This window comes from Comamonas jiangduensis, from assembly GCF_030162955.1.
Taxonomy (GTDB): Bacteria; Pseudomonadota; Gammaproteobacteria; order Burkholderiales; family Burkholderiaceae_C; genus Comamonas; species Comamonas jiangduensis.
Map to the genome: position 1 here is coordinate 51,244 of NZ_JARXOV010000003.1, position 17,994 is coordinate 69,237.

The 17,994-nt window shown below is 58.7% G+C and carries 24 protein-coding genes; 10 read left to right on the forward strand and 14 right to left on the reverse strand.

What is annotated here, in order from left to right:
• Positions 1-196: 196 nt before the first annotated feature.
• The 3 genes from QEP12_RS03135 to QEP12_RS03145 all read left to right on the forward strand — a co-directional run bounded on the left by QEP12_RS03135 (position 197) and on the right by QEP12_RS03145 (position 2,078).
• The gene (locus tag QEP12_RS03135) at positions 197-757 is read left to right on the forward strand and encodes a cytochrome b (RefSeq protein WP_219163986.1); all 561 of its coding nucleotides are present in this window, start codon (positions 197-199) and stop codon (positions 755-757) included.
• Positions 758-800: 43 nt separating this feature from the next.
• Positions 801-1,373 (forward strand): YceI family protein, encoded by a 573-nt coding sequence (locus QEP12_RS03140; protein ID WP_284213317.1) that lies wholly within the window; start codon positions 801-803, stop codon positions 1,371-1,373.
• Positions 1,374-1,505: 132 nt separating this feature from the next.
• Positions 1,506-2,078 carry a YceI family protein gene (locus QEP12_RS03145; RefSeq protein WP_284213318.1) on the forward strand — a complete coding sequence of 191 codons (573 nt, stop codon included), beginning with the start codon at positions 1,506-1,508 and terminating at the stop codon, positions 2,076-2,078.
• Between the two features lie 52 nt (positions 2,079-2,130).
• On the opposite strand, the gene moaE is transcribed toward QEP12_RS03145, so the two are convergent.
• Positions 2,131-2,592, reverse strand: coding sequence for a molybdopterin synthase catalytic subunit MoaE (gene moaE / locus QEP12_RS03150; protein ID WP_284213455.1), 462 nt, complete (start codon positions 2,590-2,592; stop codon positions 2,131-2,133).
• Positions 2,593-2,704: 112 nt separating this feature from the next.
• Between moaE and QEP12_RS03155 the strand changes: the two genes are divergently transcribed.
• The 3 genes from QEP12_RS03155 (at position 2,705) to QEP12_RS03165 (ending at position 3,807) form a co-directional block, all read left to right on the forward strand.
• The gene (locus QEP12_RS03155) at positions 2,705-2,959 is read left to right on the forward strand and encodes a hypothetical protein (protein WP_174863065.1); all 255 of its coding nucleotides are present in this window, start codon (positions 2,705-2,707) and stop codon (positions 2,957-2,959) included.
• 145 nt (positions 2,960-3,104) lie between these two features.
• Positions 3,105-3,425 carry a hypothetical protein gene (locus tag QEP12_RS03160; RefSeq protein WP_174863064.1) on the forward strand — a complete coding sequence of 107 codons (321 nt, stop codon included), beginning with the start codon at positions 3,105-3,107 and terminating at the stop codon, positions 3,423-3,425.
• A 196-nt stretch (positions 3,426-3,621) separates the two neighbouring features.
• The gene (locus tag QEP12_RS03165; protein ID WP_174863063.1) at positions 3,622-3,807 is read left to right on the forward strand and encodes a CsbD family protein; all 186 of its coding nucleotides are present in this window, start codon (positions 3,622-3,624) and stop codon (positions 3,805-3,807) included.
• A 153-nt stretch (positions 3,808-3,960) separates the two neighbouring features.
• Here the strand turns inward: QEP12_RS03165 and QEP12_RS03170 are convergent, their stop codons facing one another.
• The 8 genes from QEP12_RS03170 to QEP12_RS03205 all read right to left on the reverse strand — a co-directional run bounded on the left by QEP12_RS03170 (position 3,961) and on the right by QEP12_RS03205 (position 10,965).
• Complete coding sequence (locus tag QEP12_RS03170) at positions 3,961-4,314, reverse strand: recombinase family protein (protein ID WP_174863062.1); 354 nt, start codon at positions 4,312-4,314, stop codon at positions 3,961-3,963.
• A 9-nt stretch (positions 4,315-4,323) separates the two neighbouring features.
• Positions 4,324-4,575 (reverse strand): molybdopterin converting factor subunit 1, encoded by a 252-nt coding sequence (moaD, locus tag QEP12_RS03175; protein WP_284213319.1) that lies wholly within the window; start codon positions 4,573-4,575, stop codon positions 4,324-4,326.
• Positions 4,576-4,595: 20 nt separating this feature from the next.
• Positions 4,596-5,834 carry a molybdopterin molybdotransferase MoeA gene (locus tag QEP12_RS03180; RefSeq protein WP_284213320.1) on the reverse strand — a complete coding sequence of 413 codons (1,239 nt, stop codon included), beginning with the start codon at positions 5,832-5,834 and terminating at the stop codon, positions 4,596-4,598.
• Positions 5,834-6,388: a molybdopterin-guanine dinucleotide biosynthesis protein B gene (gene mobB, locus QEP12_RS03185; protein ID WP_284213321.1), complete on the reverse strand. Its 555-nt coding sequence runs from the start codon at positions 6,386-6,388 to the stop codon at positions 5,834-5,836. Before mobB ends, QEP12_RS03180 begins: the two co-directional genes overlap by 1 nt.
• A gap of 187 nt (positions 6,389-6,575) precedes the next feature.
• The gene (gene thrC, locus QEP12_RS03190) at positions 6,576-7,997 is read right to left on the reverse strand and encodes a threonine synthase (protein WP_174863058.1); all 1,422 of its coding nucleotides are present in this window, start codon (positions 7,995-7,997) and stop codon (positions 6,576-6,578) included.
• Entirely contained in the window at positions 7,994-8,248 is a 255-nt protein-coding gene (locus QEP12_RS03195; RefSeq protein WP_284213322.1) for a hypothetical protein, read from the reverse strand. Before QEP12_RS03195 ends, thrC begins: the two co-directional genes overlap by 4 nt.
• Positions 8,249-8,270: 22 nt before the next feature.
• Positions 8,271-9,605 (reverse strand): homoserine dehydrogenase, encoded by a 1,335-nt coding sequence (locus tag QEP12_RS03200; RefSeq protein ID WP_174863057.1) that lies wholly within the window; start codon positions 9,603-9,605, stop codon positions 8,271-8,273.
• Between the two features lie 73 nt (positions 9,606-9,678).
• The gene (locus QEP12_RS03205) at positions 9,679-10,965 is read right to left on the reverse strand and encodes a pyridoxal phosphate-dependent aminotransferase (RefSeq protein WP_219163977.1); all 1,287 of its coding nucleotides are present in this window, start codon (positions 10,963-10,965) and stop codon (positions 9,679-9,681) included.
• A 178-nt stretch (positions 10,966-11,143) separates the two neighbouring features.
• Here QEP12_RS03205 and QEP12_RS03210 point away from each other — a divergent pair, with 178 nt between their 5' ends.
• The 4 genes from QEP12_RS03210 (at position 11,144) to QEP12_RS03225 (ending at position 14,553) form a co-directional block, all read left to right on the forward strand.
• Positions 11,144-11,512 (forward strand): Mth938-like domain-containing protein, encoded by a 369-nt coding sequence (locus tag QEP12_RS03210; RefSeq protein ID WP_174863056.1) that lies wholly within the window; start codon positions 11,144-11,146, stop codon positions 11,510-11,512.
• Between the two features lie 138 nt (positions 11,513-11,650).
• Complete coding sequence (locus QEP12_RS03215) at positions 11,651-12,139, forward strand: peroxiredoxin (protein WP_174863055.1); 489 nt, start codon at positions 11,651-11,653, stop codon at positions 12,137-12,139.
• Between the two features lie 173 nt (positions 12,140-12,312).
• Positions 12,313-14,148, forward strand: a complete 1,836-nt coding sequence (locus tag QEP12_RS03220) for a PhoH family protein (RefSeq protein ID WP_284213323.1) — start codon at positions 12,313-12,315, stop codon at positions 14,146-14,148.
• Positions 14,149-14,553, forward strand: coding sequence for a hypothetical protein (locus tag QEP12_RS03225; RefSeq protein ID WP_219163974.1), 405 nt, complete (start codon positions 14,149-14,151; stop codon positions 14,551-14,553).
• A gap of 191 nt (positions 14,554-14,744) precedes the next feature.
• On the opposite strand, the gene dnaB is transcribed toward QEP12_RS03225, so the two are convergent.
• The 5 genes from dnaB to rpsF form a co-directional block, all read right to left on the reverse strand.
• Entirely contained in the window at positions 14,745-16,172 is a 1,428-nt protein-coding gene (dnaB, locus tag QEP12_RS03230) for a replicative DNA helicase (RefSeq protein ID WP_219163973.1), read from the reverse strand.
• A 262-nt stretch (positions 16,173-16,434) separates the two neighbouring features.
• A complete protein-coding gene (gene rplI, locus QEP12_RS03235; protein WP_174863053.1) occupies positions 16,435-16,890 on the reverse strand; it encodes a 50S ribosomal protein L9 in 456 nt (151 codons plus the stop codon).
• Between the two features lie 12 nt (positions 16,891-16,902).
• Positions 16,903-17,184 carry a 30S ribosomal protein S18 gene (rpsR, locus tag QEP12_RS03240; protein ID WP_166069388.1) on the reverse strand — a complete coding sequence of 94 codons (282 nt, stop codon included), beginning with the start codon at positions 17,182-17,184 and terminating at the stop codon, positions 16,903-16,905.
• Between the two features lie 18 nt (positions 17,185-17,202).
• Complete coding sequence (gene priB, locus QEP12_RS03245) at positions 17,203-17,493, reverse strand: primosomal replication protein N (protein WP_174863052.1); 291 nt, start codon at positions 17,491-17,493, stop codon at positions 17,203-17,205.
• A gap of 16 nt (positions 17,494-17,509) precedes the next feature.
• The gene (gene rpsF, locus QEP12_RS03250; RefSeq protein ID WP_219163971.1) at positions 17,510-17,872 is read right to left on the reverse strand and encodes a 30S ribosomal protein S6; all 363 of its coding nucleotides are present in this window, start codon (positions 17,870-17,872) and stop codon (positions 17,510-17,512) included.
• Between the last annotated feature and the right edge of the window lie 122 nt (positions 17,873-17,994).

Consider the following 17,994-nt stretch of genomic DNA (forward strand, 5'->3'; position numbering starts at 1 on the left):
TGTGGGCTTTTTATGTTTTTTCAATAGTTTGCACGTGCAATCCACATGCCTTCCATCTGCAAAAGCGCACCTATTGACGAGGCGCAATGCAACAAAAAGTTCCTTGCAATCTTTTGATGATTGTCTTCAAGACGATTGAATGCTGCGTCAGACGATCGCTTCTAGACTGCATTCCTTTATCGCTTTCCTGCCCTTCATGCCCTCTTCCTCTGCGCAACGCTACACCTTGCCCGCCATCGCCCTGCACTGGCTGCTGGCTGCAGGCCTGATCGGTCTGCTGGTATTTGGCTGGTATATGGTGGACCTGCCCTTCTCGCCCACCAAGCTCAAGTACTACAACTGGCACAAGTGGGCTGGCGTGACCATTTTGCTGCTAAGCGTGCTGCGTTTGCTGTGGCGCATGACGCACCGCCCCCCCGCTTTGCCAACTGCCATGGCCGCCGCCATGCCCCGCTGGCAGCAGCTGGCGCACCATGGCGTACACCACCTGCTGTATGCGCTGTTTTTTGCCGTACCGTTGATCGGCTGGGCGTACAGCTCTGCGGCGGGCTTTCCCATCGTCTGGTTTGGCGTGTGGCAACTGCCCGACTTGGTGGCGGCCAACCCAGCGCTGGCCGAAGCCATCAAGCCCTGGCACATGATTTCGGCTTACACACTGGCCGCGCTGATTGCGCTGCACATTGCCGCCGCTTTGAAGCACCAGTTGATTGACCGCGATGGCCTGCTGCGCCGCATGCTGCCCGGCCAGGCCCGCTGAGCCTCACACCCTTTATTTGTTAGATCGTCACAAGGACTTCACCATGACTCTCGCCACCAATTTGCGCACCGCCGCTTTGGCCAGCATGGCCTTGCTGGGCACTGCGGCCATGGCCCAGCAAGCGCTGGTGCCTGCACAAAGCAGCATCCACTTCACCGCCAAACAGCTGGGCGTGCCTTTGAACGGCCACTTCAAGCAGTTTGCCGCGCAAATCCACTTTGACACCGCCAAACCCGAGGCCAGCAAAATCCACTTCACCGTGGATACCGGCAGCGCCACCATGGGCAGCAAAGAAACCGACAGCAATCTGATGGGCGCAGACTGGTTCAACATTGCCAAGTTCCCCAAGGCCACGTTTGACTCCAGCACCGTCAAGGCCCTGGGCGGCGGCAAATACCAGGTGGACGGCACGCTCACCATCAAGGGCAACGCCCAGAAGGTATCGGTGCCCGTGCAGCTGACGCAGTCCGGCGCCACCACCACCGCTGCAGGCACCTTGCCGCTCAAGCGCCTGCCCTTCAAGATCGGGGACGGCGACTGGGCCGACACCTCCATGGTGGCCGATGAAGTCACCGTGCAGTTCAAGCTGGCACTGACCGGCGTGGGCAAGCTGTAAATCATTTTGGAAGCATCTAGCGCTTGATTTTTATGGCTTTCAACAGGTTTTGAATCCGAAAGCCAAGCAATACCTGCGCTAGCCGCTACTTTTTTTCATATTTTTCGCTTCACTTTTCCACAGGAGATTTCCATGCGCTCTACCCTGATTGCTCTGGCCGCCACCGGTTTGCTGGCTACCGCCGCCCACGCTGCACCTGCCACTTACACCGTGGACCCCACCCACACTTTCGCAACGTTTGAGATCGACCACTTCGGCGCCTCAACCAACCGCGTGCGCTTTGACAAAAAGAGCGGCACCGTTCAGTTCGACAAAGCGGGCAAGACAGGCAAGGTAGAAGTGACGCTGGACATGAACGCCGTGAACTCCGGCACCGCCGCCTTTGACAAGCACTTGAAGAGCGCAGACATCTTCAACACCGAGAAATTCCCCGAAGCCAAGTTTGTCTCCGACAAGTTTGTGTTTGAGGGCGACAAGCTCAAGGAAGTCACCGGCCAGTTGACCCTGATGGGCCAAACCAAGCCCATCACCATCAAGGCCAACAAGTTCACCTGCTACGACAACCCCATGCTCAAGCGCGAAGTGTGCGGCGGCGACTTTGAAGCCACCATCGACCGCACCCAATGGGGCGTGAACTACGGCGTGGACTGGGGCTTTGCCAAGAACGTGCGCCTGGTGCTGCAGATGGAAGCCGTCAAGCAGTAATCCCGCCACAAGCACGCAACAAAACCCCAAAGGGCCCTGTCAGGGCCCTTTTTTATGCTTCCCAGCGCGCCAGCGCCTGCTCATCGCTCACCCGCGCATCCACCCAGCGTGCGCCTTGCGGGGTCTGCTCTTTCTTCCAGAAAGGCGCTTCGGACTTGAGGTAGTCCATGATGAACTCGCAGGCCTGAAAACTCATGCCGCGGTGGGCGCTGGTGACGGCCACCAGCACAATCTGGTCCATAGGCTGCAGCGGGCCCACGCGGTGAATCACCTTGGCGGCGTAAATGCCAAACCGCTGCACTGCCCGGTCAATGATGGCTTCGATGCTTTTTTCCGTCATGCCGGGGTAATGCTCCAGCTCCATGGCCGAGACGTTGGCGCCCTCATTGCGATCGCGCACCGTGCCCACAAAGCTGCACACCGCCCCGACGCGCGCATCGCCCTGCCGCAGGGCAGCCAACTCGCGGGAAACATCGAAATCTTCGCTCTGGATCAAAACACGTGGGGCATTCATATCCATGATTGTCGCAGCAGGCGCTGGCATGCATGCCCACACACGCACGAAAGCCAGCGCCATCGCGGTAGCATTGCGCCCCGCTCGTACTGGCACTCATCAATTACCACCTATGGCCACCCCCACCATTGATACCCCGGAGTACATGCTTTACCCCTCACCACGCAACGAGCACCGCGTGGTCTTTGAGCACCAGTGCTTCGTGCCCTACCCCTACGCCATCATCCACCTGCCGGATTTTGACTTTGAGGGCCGCGCCACCCTGTTTTCGGCCCGCCGCAAAGCTGACGACAAAAATGGCCAGCTGGTGACCTGTGAGCTGGAAATTGACATCCTGCGCTTTGAGCGCCTGTTTGACCCCGAATAAGAACCGTCCCCACAACCCCGCCCATCGAAGTTGGACGGTTGCAACCAGGCGCGCAGCCACTGGCAGTACTTTCGTACCAGCAGGCCCAGCGACCACGTAGCAAAGGTTGTGTGACCAAGCCCCGCCGCGTACCGCACGATCTCCCATGGACGACACCAGCCAAATCCAACCCACGGAAAGCTTTGCCAACCTGTTTCGCAGCCGCGCAGGGGTTTTGAAGACCCCGATTGCCGAAGTCGTTGCGCGCTATGAGCTGTGCGAAGACCTGGCCTGCCATTTGGTTGAGCAAGCGCAAACGCTCTACCACAGCGGCAACTCCAGCGAAGCAGGCATCTTGCTGGGCTTTCACACGGCACTGTCTACCGAAGGTGCCCCAGTCACGCCCGCGGAAGCCGGCTGGGTGATCCAGCGCCTGGCCGAACTGCTGGAATGGCGCGCACCGCAATTGCCTGCACCTTTGGAATAAGCACAAAAACAGGCTTTTGCGCTTATCTGGCCTACGTGAAGCGCTACCAAAATTACCACTCCCTGTCAGTCTTCGCGCACAGGCAGGGGCGTTAATGACCGTCCATCACCTACCGTTCATCGGGTTACGCTATCCCTTCGAACGGACAGCAAGCCACCGCTGACCGCCATTGTTTTCACGCTTTTATGGAGGCTGTATGAACAAAGACCAAATCACCGGCACGATCAAGGAAACCGCAGGCAAGGTGCAGCAAAAAGCTGGCGAGCTGATCGATAGCCCTGAGCAGCAAGCCAAGGGACTGGCCAAACAGGCGCAAGGGCTGGCCCAGCGCAAAGTGGGCGACGTCAAAGAAGCGGTAGAAGACGCGAAAAAGCGGATGTAACCCCGGTCTAGCGATAGCACGCTGACCCAGTGCAGCGAGCTGCATGCCGTATCGGCACCGCAGCACAGCACGCTGTCGGGTCGCGCTAAATCGCCCACAAAAAAGGAGCACCTTGTGCTCCTTTTTTTTTTGATTCACACCCACCAACCCCATTCACACGCGCTCAGTCCTGTCGCTGGCCTGGGCCTGCGCCCAATCCGCATAGCGGTTCAAGATGCGCTGCACCTGCCCATGCGTCCACGGCCCGCCCTTGGCAGCGGCAATGCCACGCTCGTTGAGCACTTCGGCCATCTTGCGGTGCGTCAGGCCCTGCGCCACCAATTCGGCAAACAAAGCTTCATGCTGCTTGGCAAAGGCATCGGCGGCGCTTTTTCGCTTTTCGACCGTGGCGCGGATGTTGTCCGCCCCGGCTTTGCCCAGTTGCACGCCACGGGCCTTGGCATCGCTCAGCGCCTGGCGCGTGCGGCGGCTGATGGCAGCGTCAATCTCTGGTTTCGCGTCAGTCATACACGCTGCCTAGCCACCGGTGACAGGGGGGAAAAAGGCGACTTCGTCCCCGGACTTGAGCGGCGCATCACCGCTGCACATGTCCTGGTTCAGCGCCATGCGCACGGCCTTGCCGTGGGCCAGCGCATGCGCCGCAGCATCGCTGCGCGCCATCAGTTCGTCGCGCAAATCGCCCACCGTCGTTGCAGTGGTTTGCAGGTCTTCGGAGCCTGTGCCCATGGCTTCACGGATGGAAGCAAAGTAACGCACGGTGATATTCATAGAGTTTTCTCCCTGGCCATTCACATCAACTCGGTGAACGGAATAAAGCGCACGCTATCACCAGGCTGGATGGGCGTGAGCGGCGGATTGTCGACCAAGCCATCGCCCCAGACCGTGGAGGTCAGCACGCCCGAGCCCTGGTTGCCAAACAGTGCCAGAGTGCCATTGCCCGTATGGCGCGCACGCAGGAATTCGCGGCGCTTTTCTTTCTTGTGCCATTCAAACTGCGCGGTCACTTCAATCGCCTTGGGCGCCACATCCTGCATGCCCTGCAGGCGCAACACAAAGGGGCGCACCAGCAGCAAGAAGGTGATAAAGCTGGAGACCGGATTGCCGGGCAAGCCCATAAAGTGGGCCACGCCTGCAGATGCATCCTTGCCGTTGCGCCAGACCTTGCCATAGGCAAAGGGTTTGCCGGGCTTCATGGAAATCATCCACAGATTCAGCTCGCCTTGCTGCTCCACGGCGGGCTTGACGTGGTCTTCTTCACCCACGGAAACACCTGCGCTGGAGAGCACCAGATCGCAGTCCTGCGCCACGCGGTGAATCGCCGCCACCGTCTGCGCGCGGTTGTCAGGCAGGATGCCGCCATCCACCACCTCGCAACCCAGCCGCTGCAGCAGCGCCCGCAGAAAGTAGCGATTGCTGTTGTAGATATGGCCGGGTTGCATGTCCTGCGGCGCCACGGTGCCGGGGATGACCAATTCATCACCCGTAGAGAACAGTGCCACACGCGGCTTGCGGCCCACGGGCAACTCGGCCATGCCAATGCTAGCGGCCAAGCCGATCGCCGCAGGCGTCAATCGCGTGCCTTGCGCCAGCACCGTGCTGTGCAGGGCAATGTCTTCCCCGGCACGGCGGATGTTCTGGCCCAGCTTGGGCACCGCGTTGAATTGCACGCGGCCGTCTCCCAGCACCTGCGTGTCTTCTTGCATCAGCACCGCGTCCGCCCCGGGGGGCACGGGCGCGCCGGTGAAAATGCGGGCCACGGTACCGGGCTGCAGTGCAGTGCCCACATGGCCTGCTGGAATGCGTTGGCTCACAGGCAGGGCCACGCCGGTGGCGGGGATGTCGGCGGCGCGCACGGCGTAGCCGTCCATGGCGGAGTTGTCTTGCGATGGCACTTGCAAGGCCGAAACGCAGTCTTGCGCCAGCACGCGACCATCGGCGTTGAACAGATCAACGTTCTCCGAGCCCAACAACTGGGCCTGCGCCAGCACGTGGGCTAAGGCGTCATCCAAAGTGGTCATGGCAGCCATCAGGCATTCGCTCCTTGGTATTCAAAACGGCTGGCGTTGGCCAGCATCCAATCCGCAATGTGCGCGGGCTGGTTCAAATCTAAAACGGTGATGTGCGCAGGCGGTTGCACGGGCAGCGCCAGCTCATCGTCGGTGGCCACGGCCACCACATGCGGGTCTTGGGGAAAGCGCAGCGGCTTGGCCGACTTACCCGATGCAGGATCGGGCGCACGCCAGATTTCCACCTTGGGCAGATTGCCATGCTTGAAGCCTTCTACCAGCACCCAGTCCACACGGCTATCCAACTCGGCCAGCATGGCGTGTACATCAAGCTCTTGCTCAGTCTCAAACTCGCGCACCAGCGCCAGGCGCTTGTCGCACACCAGCAGCACCTCGCTGGCACCGGCCTGGCGGTGGCGCCAGCTGTCTTTGCCCGGAATGTCGATGTCCACATCGTGGTGGGCATGCTTAACGGTGGACACACGCTGGCCCCGCGCACGCAGCGCGGCAATCAACTGCTCCAGCAAGGTGGTCTTGCCCATGCCAGAGAAAGCGGCAAAGCCCAAAGCTTTCATCGTGTGTTCTTTCTTCCCAATAAAAACGGCGCTTGGTTGCCCAGCGCCGTTGGTGTGCCACAGGTGCACAGGCTTTCAAAAGCATAGCTGCTAGCGCTTGCAGTATCTTGCTTTGCAAATACTTGGTAGTGCAAAGCGAGTTTTATCAAGCGCAGACAGCTCTCTTTTTTATAAAGCCCGCCTTACCTCAATCGCAGTGCTGCTGGATATAGGCCTTCACCTGTTCCACATCCGACGGCATTACCACCACGCGCTTGGGCAGGTATTCAATGCCGTCGAACTTGGCTGGACGCTCAGGCTGGCGGCCCAGCGCTTCTTCGATAGTCGCCGCAAACTTGATGGGCAAGGCAGTTTCCAGCACCAGCATGGGCTCGGCACGCAGATGCTCGCGGGCCACCTTCACGCCGTCGGCGGTGTGGGTGTCGATCATCTGGCCCAGACGCTCGTAGCAGTCTTTGATGGTAGCCAAACGGTCTGCGTGCGTGCTCTTGCCGCTGACAAAGCCGTACTTGCTGGCAGCTTCTTCCACCATCAAAGGACTGAGCTTAAAGCCACCTTGTTCGGCTACTCCAGCCTCAAACAGTACACGTGTTGCTGCACCATCGCGGCCGACCAAATCAAAGATAAAGCGCTCAAAGTTGCTGGCCTTGGAGATGTCCATCGAGGGGCTGGATGTCTCATAGGTGTTGGCCGAGCCACGCACTTGGTACACGCCGGTGCGGAAGAACTCGTCGAGCACATCGTTTTCGTTGGTAGCCACCACCAGTTGGGCAATTGGCAGGCCCATCTGGCGTGCCACGTGGCCCGCACAGATATTGCCAAAGTTGCCCGAAGGCACGGTGAAGCTGACCTTCTCTTCGTTGCGGGTCGTCGCCTGCAGGTAACCGGCAAAGTAGTACACCACCTGGGCCAACAGTCGCGCCCAGTTGATGGAGTTGACGGTGCCAATCTTGTACTTGGCCTTGAAGGCGTGGTCGTTGGACACCGCCTTGACGATGTCCTGGCAGTCGTCAAACACGCCTTCGATGGCGATGTTGTGGATGTTTTCGTCTTGCAACGAGAACATTTGCGCCTGCTGGAAGGGACTCATGCGCCCATGCGGGCTGGTCATGAACACGCGCACGCCCTTTTTGCCGCGCATGGCGTACTCGGCCGCGCTGCCGGTGTCGCCCGAAGTGGCACCCAGAATGTTCAGCTCTTCGCCACGGCGGGTCAGCTCGTACTCAAACAAGTTGCCCAGCAGTTGCATGGCCATGTCCTTGAAGGCCAGCGTGGGGCCGTTGGACAGGGCTTCGATCAGCAAATTGCCTTCCAGTGTGCGCACGGGCACGATGGCATCGGTGCCAAAGACTTCCTTGGTGTACGTCTTGGCGCACAGGGCGCGCAGGTCGTCAGCGGGAATGTCGTCGATGTACAGCGACAGAATCTCAAACGCCAGCGCGGCATAGCCTTGATTAGCCAAGACATTGCGCAGCTCTGTCAGCTTCGCGTCACTGATCTGAGGGTACTCAACAGGCAGGTACAGGCCGCCATCAGGCGCCAAGCCTTCAAGCAAGATGTCGCAAAAGCGTTTGCGGTCTGCATGACCGCGGGTGGAGATGTACTTCATGAGCGCTTACGCTTGTATCTGGAATAAAGAGAAGCTGCTGCAGCTAGTGCTGTAGCAGCACCAGCTACTCCAATCACAACAGGGGCCACCGTCACGATCAACGGCGCACTTGTCACACCCAGAGCAACTCCGAGAGCACTAAGCCCTGTGGGAGCTGCTACAGATGCTCCTGCAGCAGTCACAACAGCAGCAATCCGAGTAACTTTAGCTGCGGTATCCGTCACCTCAGTTACTTTTTCGTACTGTTCCATTGCTTAACCCCTATGGTTTAAATCAATTCAACTCTTCTTTGCGGATGCGAGTAATGCCAGCCAGCACGGTAGGCAGGCCCTGGATTTCAGCTATGGCCTTGTCCATATCACCTTCGCGGGTGTCGTGCGTCAGAATGATCAGGTCAGTCTGGGTCGAGCCCTCGCCGCCCACTTCGTCGGCTTCGCGCTGGATCACCGCGTCGATGCTGATGCCAGCATTGGCCAGCAGCGTGGTGATCTTGGCCAACACACCGGCTTCGTCCGCCACGCGGATGCGCAGGTAGTAGCTGGTGACCACGTCGGCCATGGGCAGCACGGGCAGTTCGTTGCCCGCAGCCGCCAAGGTGTGGGCCTGGAAGGCCAGCGCCGGCACGCTGTGTGCGGGGTCTGCACCGTGCAGGCGGGCAATATCCACCAGGTCGGCAATCACGGCCGAAGCGGTGGGCTCAGAGCCCGCGCCCTTGCCGTAGTACAGCGTGGTGCCCACAGCATCACCGTTGACCACCACGGCGTTCATGGCGCCTTCGACGTTGGCGATCAGGCGCTTGGAAGGCACCAGCGAGGGGTGCACACGCAGCTCGATGCCCTTGTCCGTGCGCTTGGTGATGCCCAGCAGCTTGATGCGGTAGCCCAGTTGCTCGGCGTACTTGATGTCTGCGCCCGCCAGCTTGGTGATGCCCTCTACATAGGCCTTGTCGAACTGCACGGGAATACCAAAGGCAATCGCGCTCATCAAGGTGGCCTTGTGCGCGGCGTCCACGCCTTCAATGTCGAACGTGGGGTCGGCTTCGGCGTAGCCCAGGCGTTGCGCTTCTTTCAGCACCACGTCAAAGTCCAGACCCTTATCACGCATTTCGGACAGGATGAAGTTGGTCGTGCCGTTGATGATGCCGGCCACCCACTGGATGGAGTTGGCAGTCAGACCTTCGCGCAGCGCCTTGATGATCGGGATGCCCCCGGCCACGGCCGCTTCATAGGCCACGATCACGCCCTTCTCGGCGGCCGCCTTGAAGATTTCGGTGCCGTGCACGGCCAGCAGCGCCTTGTTGGCCGTCACCACGTGCTTGCCTGCGGCAATGGCTTCCAGCACCAGGGCCTTGGCAATGCCGTAGCCGCCGATCAGTTCCACCACCACGTCGATGTCGGGGTTGGCGATGATCTCGCGGGCATCGCCCACCACCTTGGCCTTGTCGCCCACCACCGCTTGCGCACGCGTTGTGTCCAAGTCGGCCACCATGGCAATCTCAATGCCACGACCCGCGCGGCGGCGGATCTCTTCTTGGTTGCGCTGCAGCACGTTGAATGTGCCGCTGCCCACGGTGCCAATGCCCAACAGGCCTACTTGGATCGGTTTCATAAGTTGCTTACGTTTCTACGTCAAAAAGGGCTGCAGCGCTTATGGAGTCTGCGCTTGCAGCTATCAGAAAATTTTAGGCCGCCACGTGCAGTTTGGCTTTGCCTTTGCCTGCAGCTTTGGAAGCTGCCAGCTTGTCGGTACCGTGGCGCTGGCGGTATTTCGCCAGGAAGTCTGCCAAACGGTTGATGGCTTCGCGCAGGTCAGCCTCATGGGGCAGGAACACAATGCGGAAGTGGTCCGGATGGGGCCAGTTAAAACCGGTGCCTTGCACCAGCATGACCTTGGTTTCTTGCAGCACTTCCAGGAAGAATTCCTGGTCGTTGGTGATGGGGTAAATCTCGGGATCCAGGCGCGGGAACATGTACAACGCGCCTTGGGGCTTGACACAGCTGACGCCCGGAATGGCGTTGATCATCTCCCACGCCAGGTCACGCTGCACACGCAGGCGCCCTCCTTCACACACCAAATCCTTGATGGACTGGTAGCCCCCCAGCGCCGTCTGTACCGCCCACTGCCCAGGCACGTTGGCGCACAAGCGCATGTTGGAGAGCATGTTGATGCCCTCGATGTAATCCTTGGCGGGCTTTTTGTCGCCAGAAATCACCATCCAGCCCGCGCGATAGCCGCAGGAGCGGTACGCCTTGGACAGGGAATTGAACGTCAGCGTCAGCACGTCCGTCGACAAGCTGGCCATGGGCACGTGCTTGACGTCGTCATACAGCACCTTGTCATACACCTCATCGGCAAAAATCACCAAGCCGTGCTGACGGGCAATTTCAATGATGCTCAGCAACAACTCCTTGGAATACAAGGCCCCTGTGGGGTTGTTGGGGTTGATGACCACAATGCCCTTGGTACGCGGCGTGACTTTGGCGCGAATGTCGTCCAGATTGGGCATCCAGCCATTCGCCTCATCGCACATATAGTGCACGGGCGTGCCGCCCGAGAGGCTGGTGGCTGCCGTCCACAGCGGGTAGTCAGGCGCCGGCACCAGCAACTCGTCGCCGTTGTCCAGCAACGCATTGGTAGCCAGGTTGATCAGCTCGGAAGCGCCATTGCCCAGGTAGATATCGTCGAGCGTGACCCCCTTGATGCCCTGGTGCTGGGTTTCATGCATCACTGCCTTGCGCGCCGCAAAAATGCCGCGACTGTCCGAGTAACCGGCCGAGTTGGGCAGATTGCGGATCATGTCCTGCTGGATTTCTTCCGGCGCATCAAAGCCAAACACCGCCAAGTTGCCGATGTTGAGCTTGATGATCTTGTGGCCGTCTTCCTCCATTTGTTTCGCCGCATCCATGATCGGCCCGCGGATGTCATAACAGACGTTGGCTAATTTGGCGGATTTTTGGACGGTCTTCATAGGAGGATTTTCCAGTTGGCTCGAAGTGGCGCCGAAGCGCGCTTGCGCCCCGGTGAAACCTATAATTTGAACACAGATCGGGCGCAGCGCCTCCCGTAAACCGAGGTGCCCATGCTCCTTGCACACAGAGGGGACAGCACCCCGAGCATTTCCACGAACTGCCCAAGAAGGAATCTCTATGCAACTCCATGCCGATCGCGCTGATGTGCAAATGGTCACAGGCTATGGCCCCGGCTGGGTCGCCATTGATAAAAAAGAGCACTCCGGCAGTGTTCTGCTTGGTGCCAGCGGCTTTTTACGCCCTTGGAATTGCAGCAACTTTGCTTCGCTCACCGCCCAGCACTTTGTCGAGCTGGCCGAACTCAACGCCGAACTCATCATTTTTGGCTCCGGCGACAAGCTGCGCTTTGTCCACCCTTCCTGGCTCCAAGCCCTGATGCAAAAACGCATCGGATTCGAAACCATGGATACCCATGCCGCCTGCCGTACTTACAACGTTTTAGCAGCAGAAGGCCGCAACGTGATAGCCGCACTGTTGTTGGAGTAATATCCGCAGGGGGCTCGTCAAATTCAACGTTTCGGGGTAAAATTGCAGGTTGCGGTCGGGGGCGTACTTATCCATAAAAGCAATACTTACCCTACACCCCTCGGCATTCCAACGACTACTCCCGAGAGATAAAAGCGCATGGCGATCGTTGTCAACAAACCCCTTCCCGAATTTGAAGCCAATGCGACAGGTGGCGTGAAGGTTTCCAACACCTCGCACAACGGCCAGATTGTGATTCTGTACTTCTATCCGAAGGACAACACACCTGGTTGCACCACAGAGGCCATGCAGTTCCGCGACAAGTTCAAGGACTTCGAAAAGGCAGGCGCCGTGGTGTTCGGTGTTTCGCGCGACAACATGAAGTCGCACGACGACTTCAAGGAGAAGCTGGAGCTGCCCTTCGAGCTGATCGCGGACACCGAAGAAAAAATGTGCCACATGTTTGGCGTGGTCAAAAACAAGATCATGTACGGCAAGAAGGTCAAGGGCATTGAGCGCTCCACATTCTTGATTGATACCAACGGCATCTTGGCGCAAGAGTGGCGCGGCCTGAAAGTCCCCGGTCACGTGGATGAAGTTCTGAAGGCCGTAAAAGCCTTGAAGACGGCCGCCAAGAAGGCTGCCTAAACCCTACATTCTTGGCGCTGGCATTCATGCCAGCGCCAAGACATGCATAATGGATCGCATGCCTTTGCGCGTATTGAACCAGCATTACAAATCCTTCTCTTCCAAAGCCGCTCGGGCCTGCGCCCAGCGGCTTTGTGTTTTTTACAGCCCTGAAAACAAGGACTGAAACGCTTATGCCACTGCCTCCAGCCCCTACCAAGCGCGCTGCGCGCGTTGCCAAGGAAGCCTTCAACGTCACTGCTGACACCAGCAAACGTGCCGCTGCGGCAAAGCCCCCGGTCATCGACTTGGACGAAGACTTGCCCAGCACCGTTGCGACGGCCATCGCCGCAGAACCTGCAGCTTCTGCAGCACCCGCCCGCAGTCGCAACAAAACCTCGGGCAGCGCCAGTGCTGCCACCACGGCTGCCGCCAAACAACTGGCCCAGCAGCGCGCTGCGGCACAGGCAAGCATCAAACAGTCGCCCGCAGTAAAACCCGCGCCTGCCGTTACGGCAGCCACCATGCCTGTTGCCACCGCTACGCCAGTGCCCACCGCAGCAGTTGCACCAGCTACGCCCAGCCAACCCACCAAGGGCAAAACCAAGGCTGCCACCACCCACAAAAAGCGCACCCAGCAGTCCTGCCTGTTTGTGCTGGATACGAATGTGCTGCTGCACGACCCCACCAGCTTGTTCCGCTTTGAAGAGCACGACATCTTCTTGCCGATGGTGGTGCTGGAAGAGTTGGATGCACACAAACGCGGCATGACCGAAGTGGCGCGCAATGGCCGCCAGGTCAGCCGCACCTTGGATGCACTGGTTGATGCCCAGCAAGACGCCGACCTGGCCACCGGGCTGCGCCTGGACGCCAGCGGCCACAAGGGCGCCACGGGCCACCTGTTCTTCCAGACCGTGCCGCTGGATTACAAGCTGCCTTCCAGCCTACCCCAAGGCAAGGCCGATAACCAGATTTTGGGCGTGGTACAAGCGCTGCGCGCCGTCAAGCTCGGCCAACAGGAAGTGATTTTGGTGTCCAAGGACATCAATATGCGCGTCAAGGCACGCGCACTGGGCCTGCCTGCCGAGGACTACCGCAACGACAAAACGCTGGAGGACGGCGATCTGCTCTATACGGGCAGCCTGGCCCTGCCTGCCGACTTCTGGAAGAAGGCCAAACAGGTGGAAAGCTGGCAAGACCGTGGCAAAACGCTCTACAGCTTCACCAGCCCGCTGTCGGGCCAGATGCTGGTCAATCAGTATGTGTACTTTGAGGCACCCGGCGAGCCCAGCTTGCACGCGCGCGTGGCGGAAATCCGCGACAAAACCGTGGTGCTGGAAACCCTGCGCGACTACAGCAGCGCCAAACACAATGTCTGGGGCGTGAACGCACGCAACCGCGAGCAAAACTTCGCCCTGAACCTGCTGATGGATCCGAATGTGGACTTTGTTTCACTCACCGGCACGGCAGGCACGGGCAAGACCTTGATGGCACTGGCTGCTGGCTTGGCACAAGTGCTGGATGACCGCCGTTACACCGAAATCATCATGACCCGCGCCACCGTGAGCGTGGGCGAGGACATTGGCTTTTTGCCCGGTACCGAGGAAGAGAAAATGGGCCCATGGATGGGCGCCCTGGACGATAACCTCGAATTTCTGGCCAAGGGCGACGGCGGCAACCCCGGCGAATGGGGGCGCGCAGCCACCAATGAACTGATCCGCAGCCGCATCAAAATCAAGAGCATGAACTTCATGCGGGGCCGCACATTCTTGAACAAATACGTCATCATCGACGAAGCGCAGAACCTGACGCCCAAGCAAATGAAGACCTTGATCACCCGTGCCGGCCCCGGCACCAAGATCATCTGCATGGGCAACTTGGCACAGATCGACACCCCCTATCTGACTGAAGGCAGCTCGGGCCTGACCTTTGCGGTAGACCGCTTCAAGGGCTGGGCGCACGGCGGCCACATCCAGCTGGCACGCGGCGAACGCTCGCGCTTGGCGGACTTTGCCAGCGAGGTGCTGTAAATGGCCATCAGTTGGGTGACTGCACTCAAAATGGTGCCGTGGGGCGATGTGATTCAGGCTGCGCCTTCGGTGCTCAAAGCCGCCAAGGGACTGATGAAAAAAAGTCCCGAACAGACCCAGGAAGAAGCCGAGCAAGCCGCTTCGCTGCACGCTGCTCAGCCTTCGCTGGCCAGCAATGCCGGTGAATTGGCGCTGCAGCAAGTGGCGCAGTTGGAGGCGCGCATTCAGCACCTGGAAGCCGCCCAGCGCGCATCCAACCTAGTGCTGGAGAAAATGGCGGAGCAGCAGGCACAAATCGTCAAAACCGTGGGCATTTTGCGCACTGGTGCTACGCGCCTAGCATGGGCCTGCGGCGTGCTGAGCGTGGTGGTAATGGGCTTGCTGATCTACCTGGTGCGCATGTAGCGCTTTCAAAAAAGAAGCTGCTTGCGTCGAGCAATCAACAACTTCAGATACAAAACCATCTAAAGTCTATGAATATCAAGCGCTAGCAGCTCACTTTTTATTCAAACCATAAAAAAAGGCCATGCAGCATTGCAAGGCCTTTTTCTTTTGCGTCATCTATGGCGTCATCGCTTTGCGCCAACACCCAGCACTCAATACTCGTCGCTGCCATACCCCATGGCCAGGTTCTCAAAGCGCGTCTGGTTCTTCTGAAAGAACAGTTTCACCGTGCCGGTAGGGCCGTTACGCTGTTTACCGATGATGACTTCGGCCACGTTCGGCTCTTTAGAGTCTTTGTTGTAGTAGTCGTCGCGGTAGATGAACATGATGATGTCCGCGTCCTGCTCGATGGCACCCGATTCGCGCAAGTCACTCATCATGGGGCGTTTGTCGGTGCGCTGCTCCACCGAGCGGTTGAGCTGCGACAGGGCAATCACCGGGCATTGCAACTCCTTGGCCAGCATCTTCAAACCACGGGAGATTTCACCCAGTTCGGTCGCACGGTTGTCGCCACCACCGCCGCTGGAGCCACTCATCAGCTGCAAATAGTCAACCACGATCAGACCCAGCTTGCCGCAGGTACGCGACAGACGGCGGGCGTTGGCACGCAGCTCCGAAGGCGTCAGGCCCGGGGTTTCGTCAATGTGCAGCGAGATTTGGCTCAACTTTTCCACCGCCTCGGTCAGCCGCGCCCACTCATCGTGCTCCAGCTTGCCGGTGCGCAAATTGCCCTGGTTGACCTTGCCAATCGAGCCAACGATACGCACCGCTAGTTGGGCGGCACCCATTTCCATCGAGAAAATGGCCACCGGCAGACCTTCATTGAGCGCCACGTGCTCTGCAATATTCACCGCGAACGAGGTTTTACCCATGGACGGGCGCGCCGCCAGCACCACCAGGTCACCCGCTTGCAGGCCGCTGGTCATGCGATCGAGATCGGCAAAGCCCGTGGGCACCCCAGTCACATCCATGGGGTTATCGGCCATCTCCTGCACACGGTCCAGCAGGTCACCCACCAGCACATCCATGCTCTGAAAGCCCTGCTTCATGCGCGAGCCTTCTTCGCCAATCGCAAAGATCTTCTGCTCCGCCTCGTCCAGAATACGCTCCACCGGCTTGCCCTGGGGGTTCAGCGCATTGGTGGCAATCTCATCGCTCACCGTCAGCAGTTTGCGCAGAATGCCTTTCTCGCGCACGATTTCCGCATAGCGGCGGATATTGGTGGCACTGGGCACATACTGCGCCAGCTGGTTCAGGTAGAGAATGCCCCCTACCTCGTCCGCCTTGCCCATGCCCTGCAGGTGCTCAAACACCGTGATCACGTCGGCAGGCTTGCTGTCGTTGATCAGCTTGCCAATCGCCGCAAAGATCAGCTTGTGCTCATGGCGATAGAAATCGTTGTCGGTGAGCAAATCACCCACCCGGTCCCAGGCGTTGTTGTCCATCAACAAGCCACCCAGCACGCTGGACTCTGACTCCATGGAGTACTGCGGCAGGCGCAGTTTGGCTACCTGCTGATCTTCATCAGGCACAGGGACACCAAACACATCATCTTCCAACGGCGGCATTACGGAGGACATCTATCAACAACCCACAAAAAGACAAGCCAGTGATCGTAGCGCCCAGCGCTGCTGGCGTCATCCAGTAATCACACCAGCAACGCACGCATTGCAACTATCGCGCGCCACCAGCACTTGGCAATACTCAAAAATAAGTGCTGCCCACGCGGATTCAACGTCCACTGACAGCGGTTTTATGCATCCAGCACAGAACCCAAATACAAAAGCCACCCGAAGGTGGCTTTTGTGTGTCGGAAAGTATTCCGAGAAGTTCGGCAAACGCTTAAGCAGCTTCGCCAGCCACTTCCACGTTCACTTCCACAACCACGTCAGTGTGCAGAGCCACTTCCACGGTGGAAGCGGAAACAGTCTTGATAGGACCGTTAGGCATGCGCACTTGAGCCTTGTGCACCGACGCAAAACCTTGCGCCTTCAGAGCATCGGCGATGTCGTAGTTGGTCACGGAACCGAACAGACGACCATCCACACCGGCCTTTTGCGACAGCTTCACGGTGAAACCGTTGAGCTTTTCGCCTTCAGCTTGTGCAGCAGCCAGCTTCTCAGCAGCAGCCTTTTCCAGTTCGACGCGCTTGGCTTCGAACTCAGCCTTGGCAGCAGCGGTAGCACGGCGTGCTTGGCCTGTAGGGATCAGGAAGTTACGTGCGTAGCCGTCCTTGACCTTAACGATATCACCCAGGTTACCCAGGTTCACAACCTTTTCGAGCAGGATAATTTGCATGATTCTTGCTCCTTAGATCTTGTGCTGGTCAGTGTAGGGCAGCATAGCCAGGAAGCGAGCGCGCTTGATGGCAGTGTTCAGCTGACGCTGGTAAATAGCGCGCGTGCCGGTCAGGCGAGCAGGGATGATCTTGCCGTTTTCGGCGATGAAGTCACGCAGGGTGTCAACATCCTTGTAATCGATCTCTTCAACACCAGCCACGGTGAAGCGGCAGAAGCGCTTGCGCTTGAACAGCAGCGACTGGGTGTTGCGCTTGGGGCGCTTGTCTTTGTTGAATTTCTTGAACGTGGCCATTACTGGACCTCTTGAAAATTAATTTTGTTGAATATCCTGGATGTGCAGCACCACGGTTTTGCTGTTGCGCGGTGTGGCAAGAAATCCTTGAAAACTCCAAGAACTTCCGGGTGCTTGACGAGCCAGTCGCTCGGCCAATGCACCAAATGCCACCGCTTTCACAGCCGCTGAGACTTTGCGCGGAACGCCTGCTTCCACTTGGGAGGATTCATGCACCAGGCGCAAATCCAAGGCAGGCAATCCGGCAGGGGTGTAGCGCAGAGCTTGCAGCTCTTCGATACAGGCGCTCAGGACAACGTGGTTTTCCACTCCAAGCGAAACCTAATTAGGCTTCAGCAGCTTGGTTGGCCTTGCGAGCTTCTTCGCGCTCGACAGTCTTCATCATGGAAGAAGCGCCGGTGTCGGCCTTCTTCTTCTGCACTGTCAGGTGACGCAGCACGGCGTCGTTGAACTTGAACGCGTGTTCCAGCTCTTGCATCACAGCCTGGTCGGCTTCGATGTTCAAGCAGATGTAGTGAGCCTTGGCGAGCTTGTTGATCATGTAAGCCAGTTGACGACGGCCCCAATCTTCTTCACGGTGCACCGCACCACCGCCAGCGGTGATCATGCCCTTGTAGCGCTCCAGCATGGCTGGAACTTGCTCGCTTTGATCCGGATGGATCAACAAAATGATTTCGTAATGACGCATGAAAACTCCCTTTTGGGTTAAGCCCCCCGCTGCGCCTGTAGCGGTGGAGCAAGGCAAAACGGCAGATTATAAGCACTCCCCATGGGCTTGTACACTCACAGGCTTGAAATACCCTTTGGCAT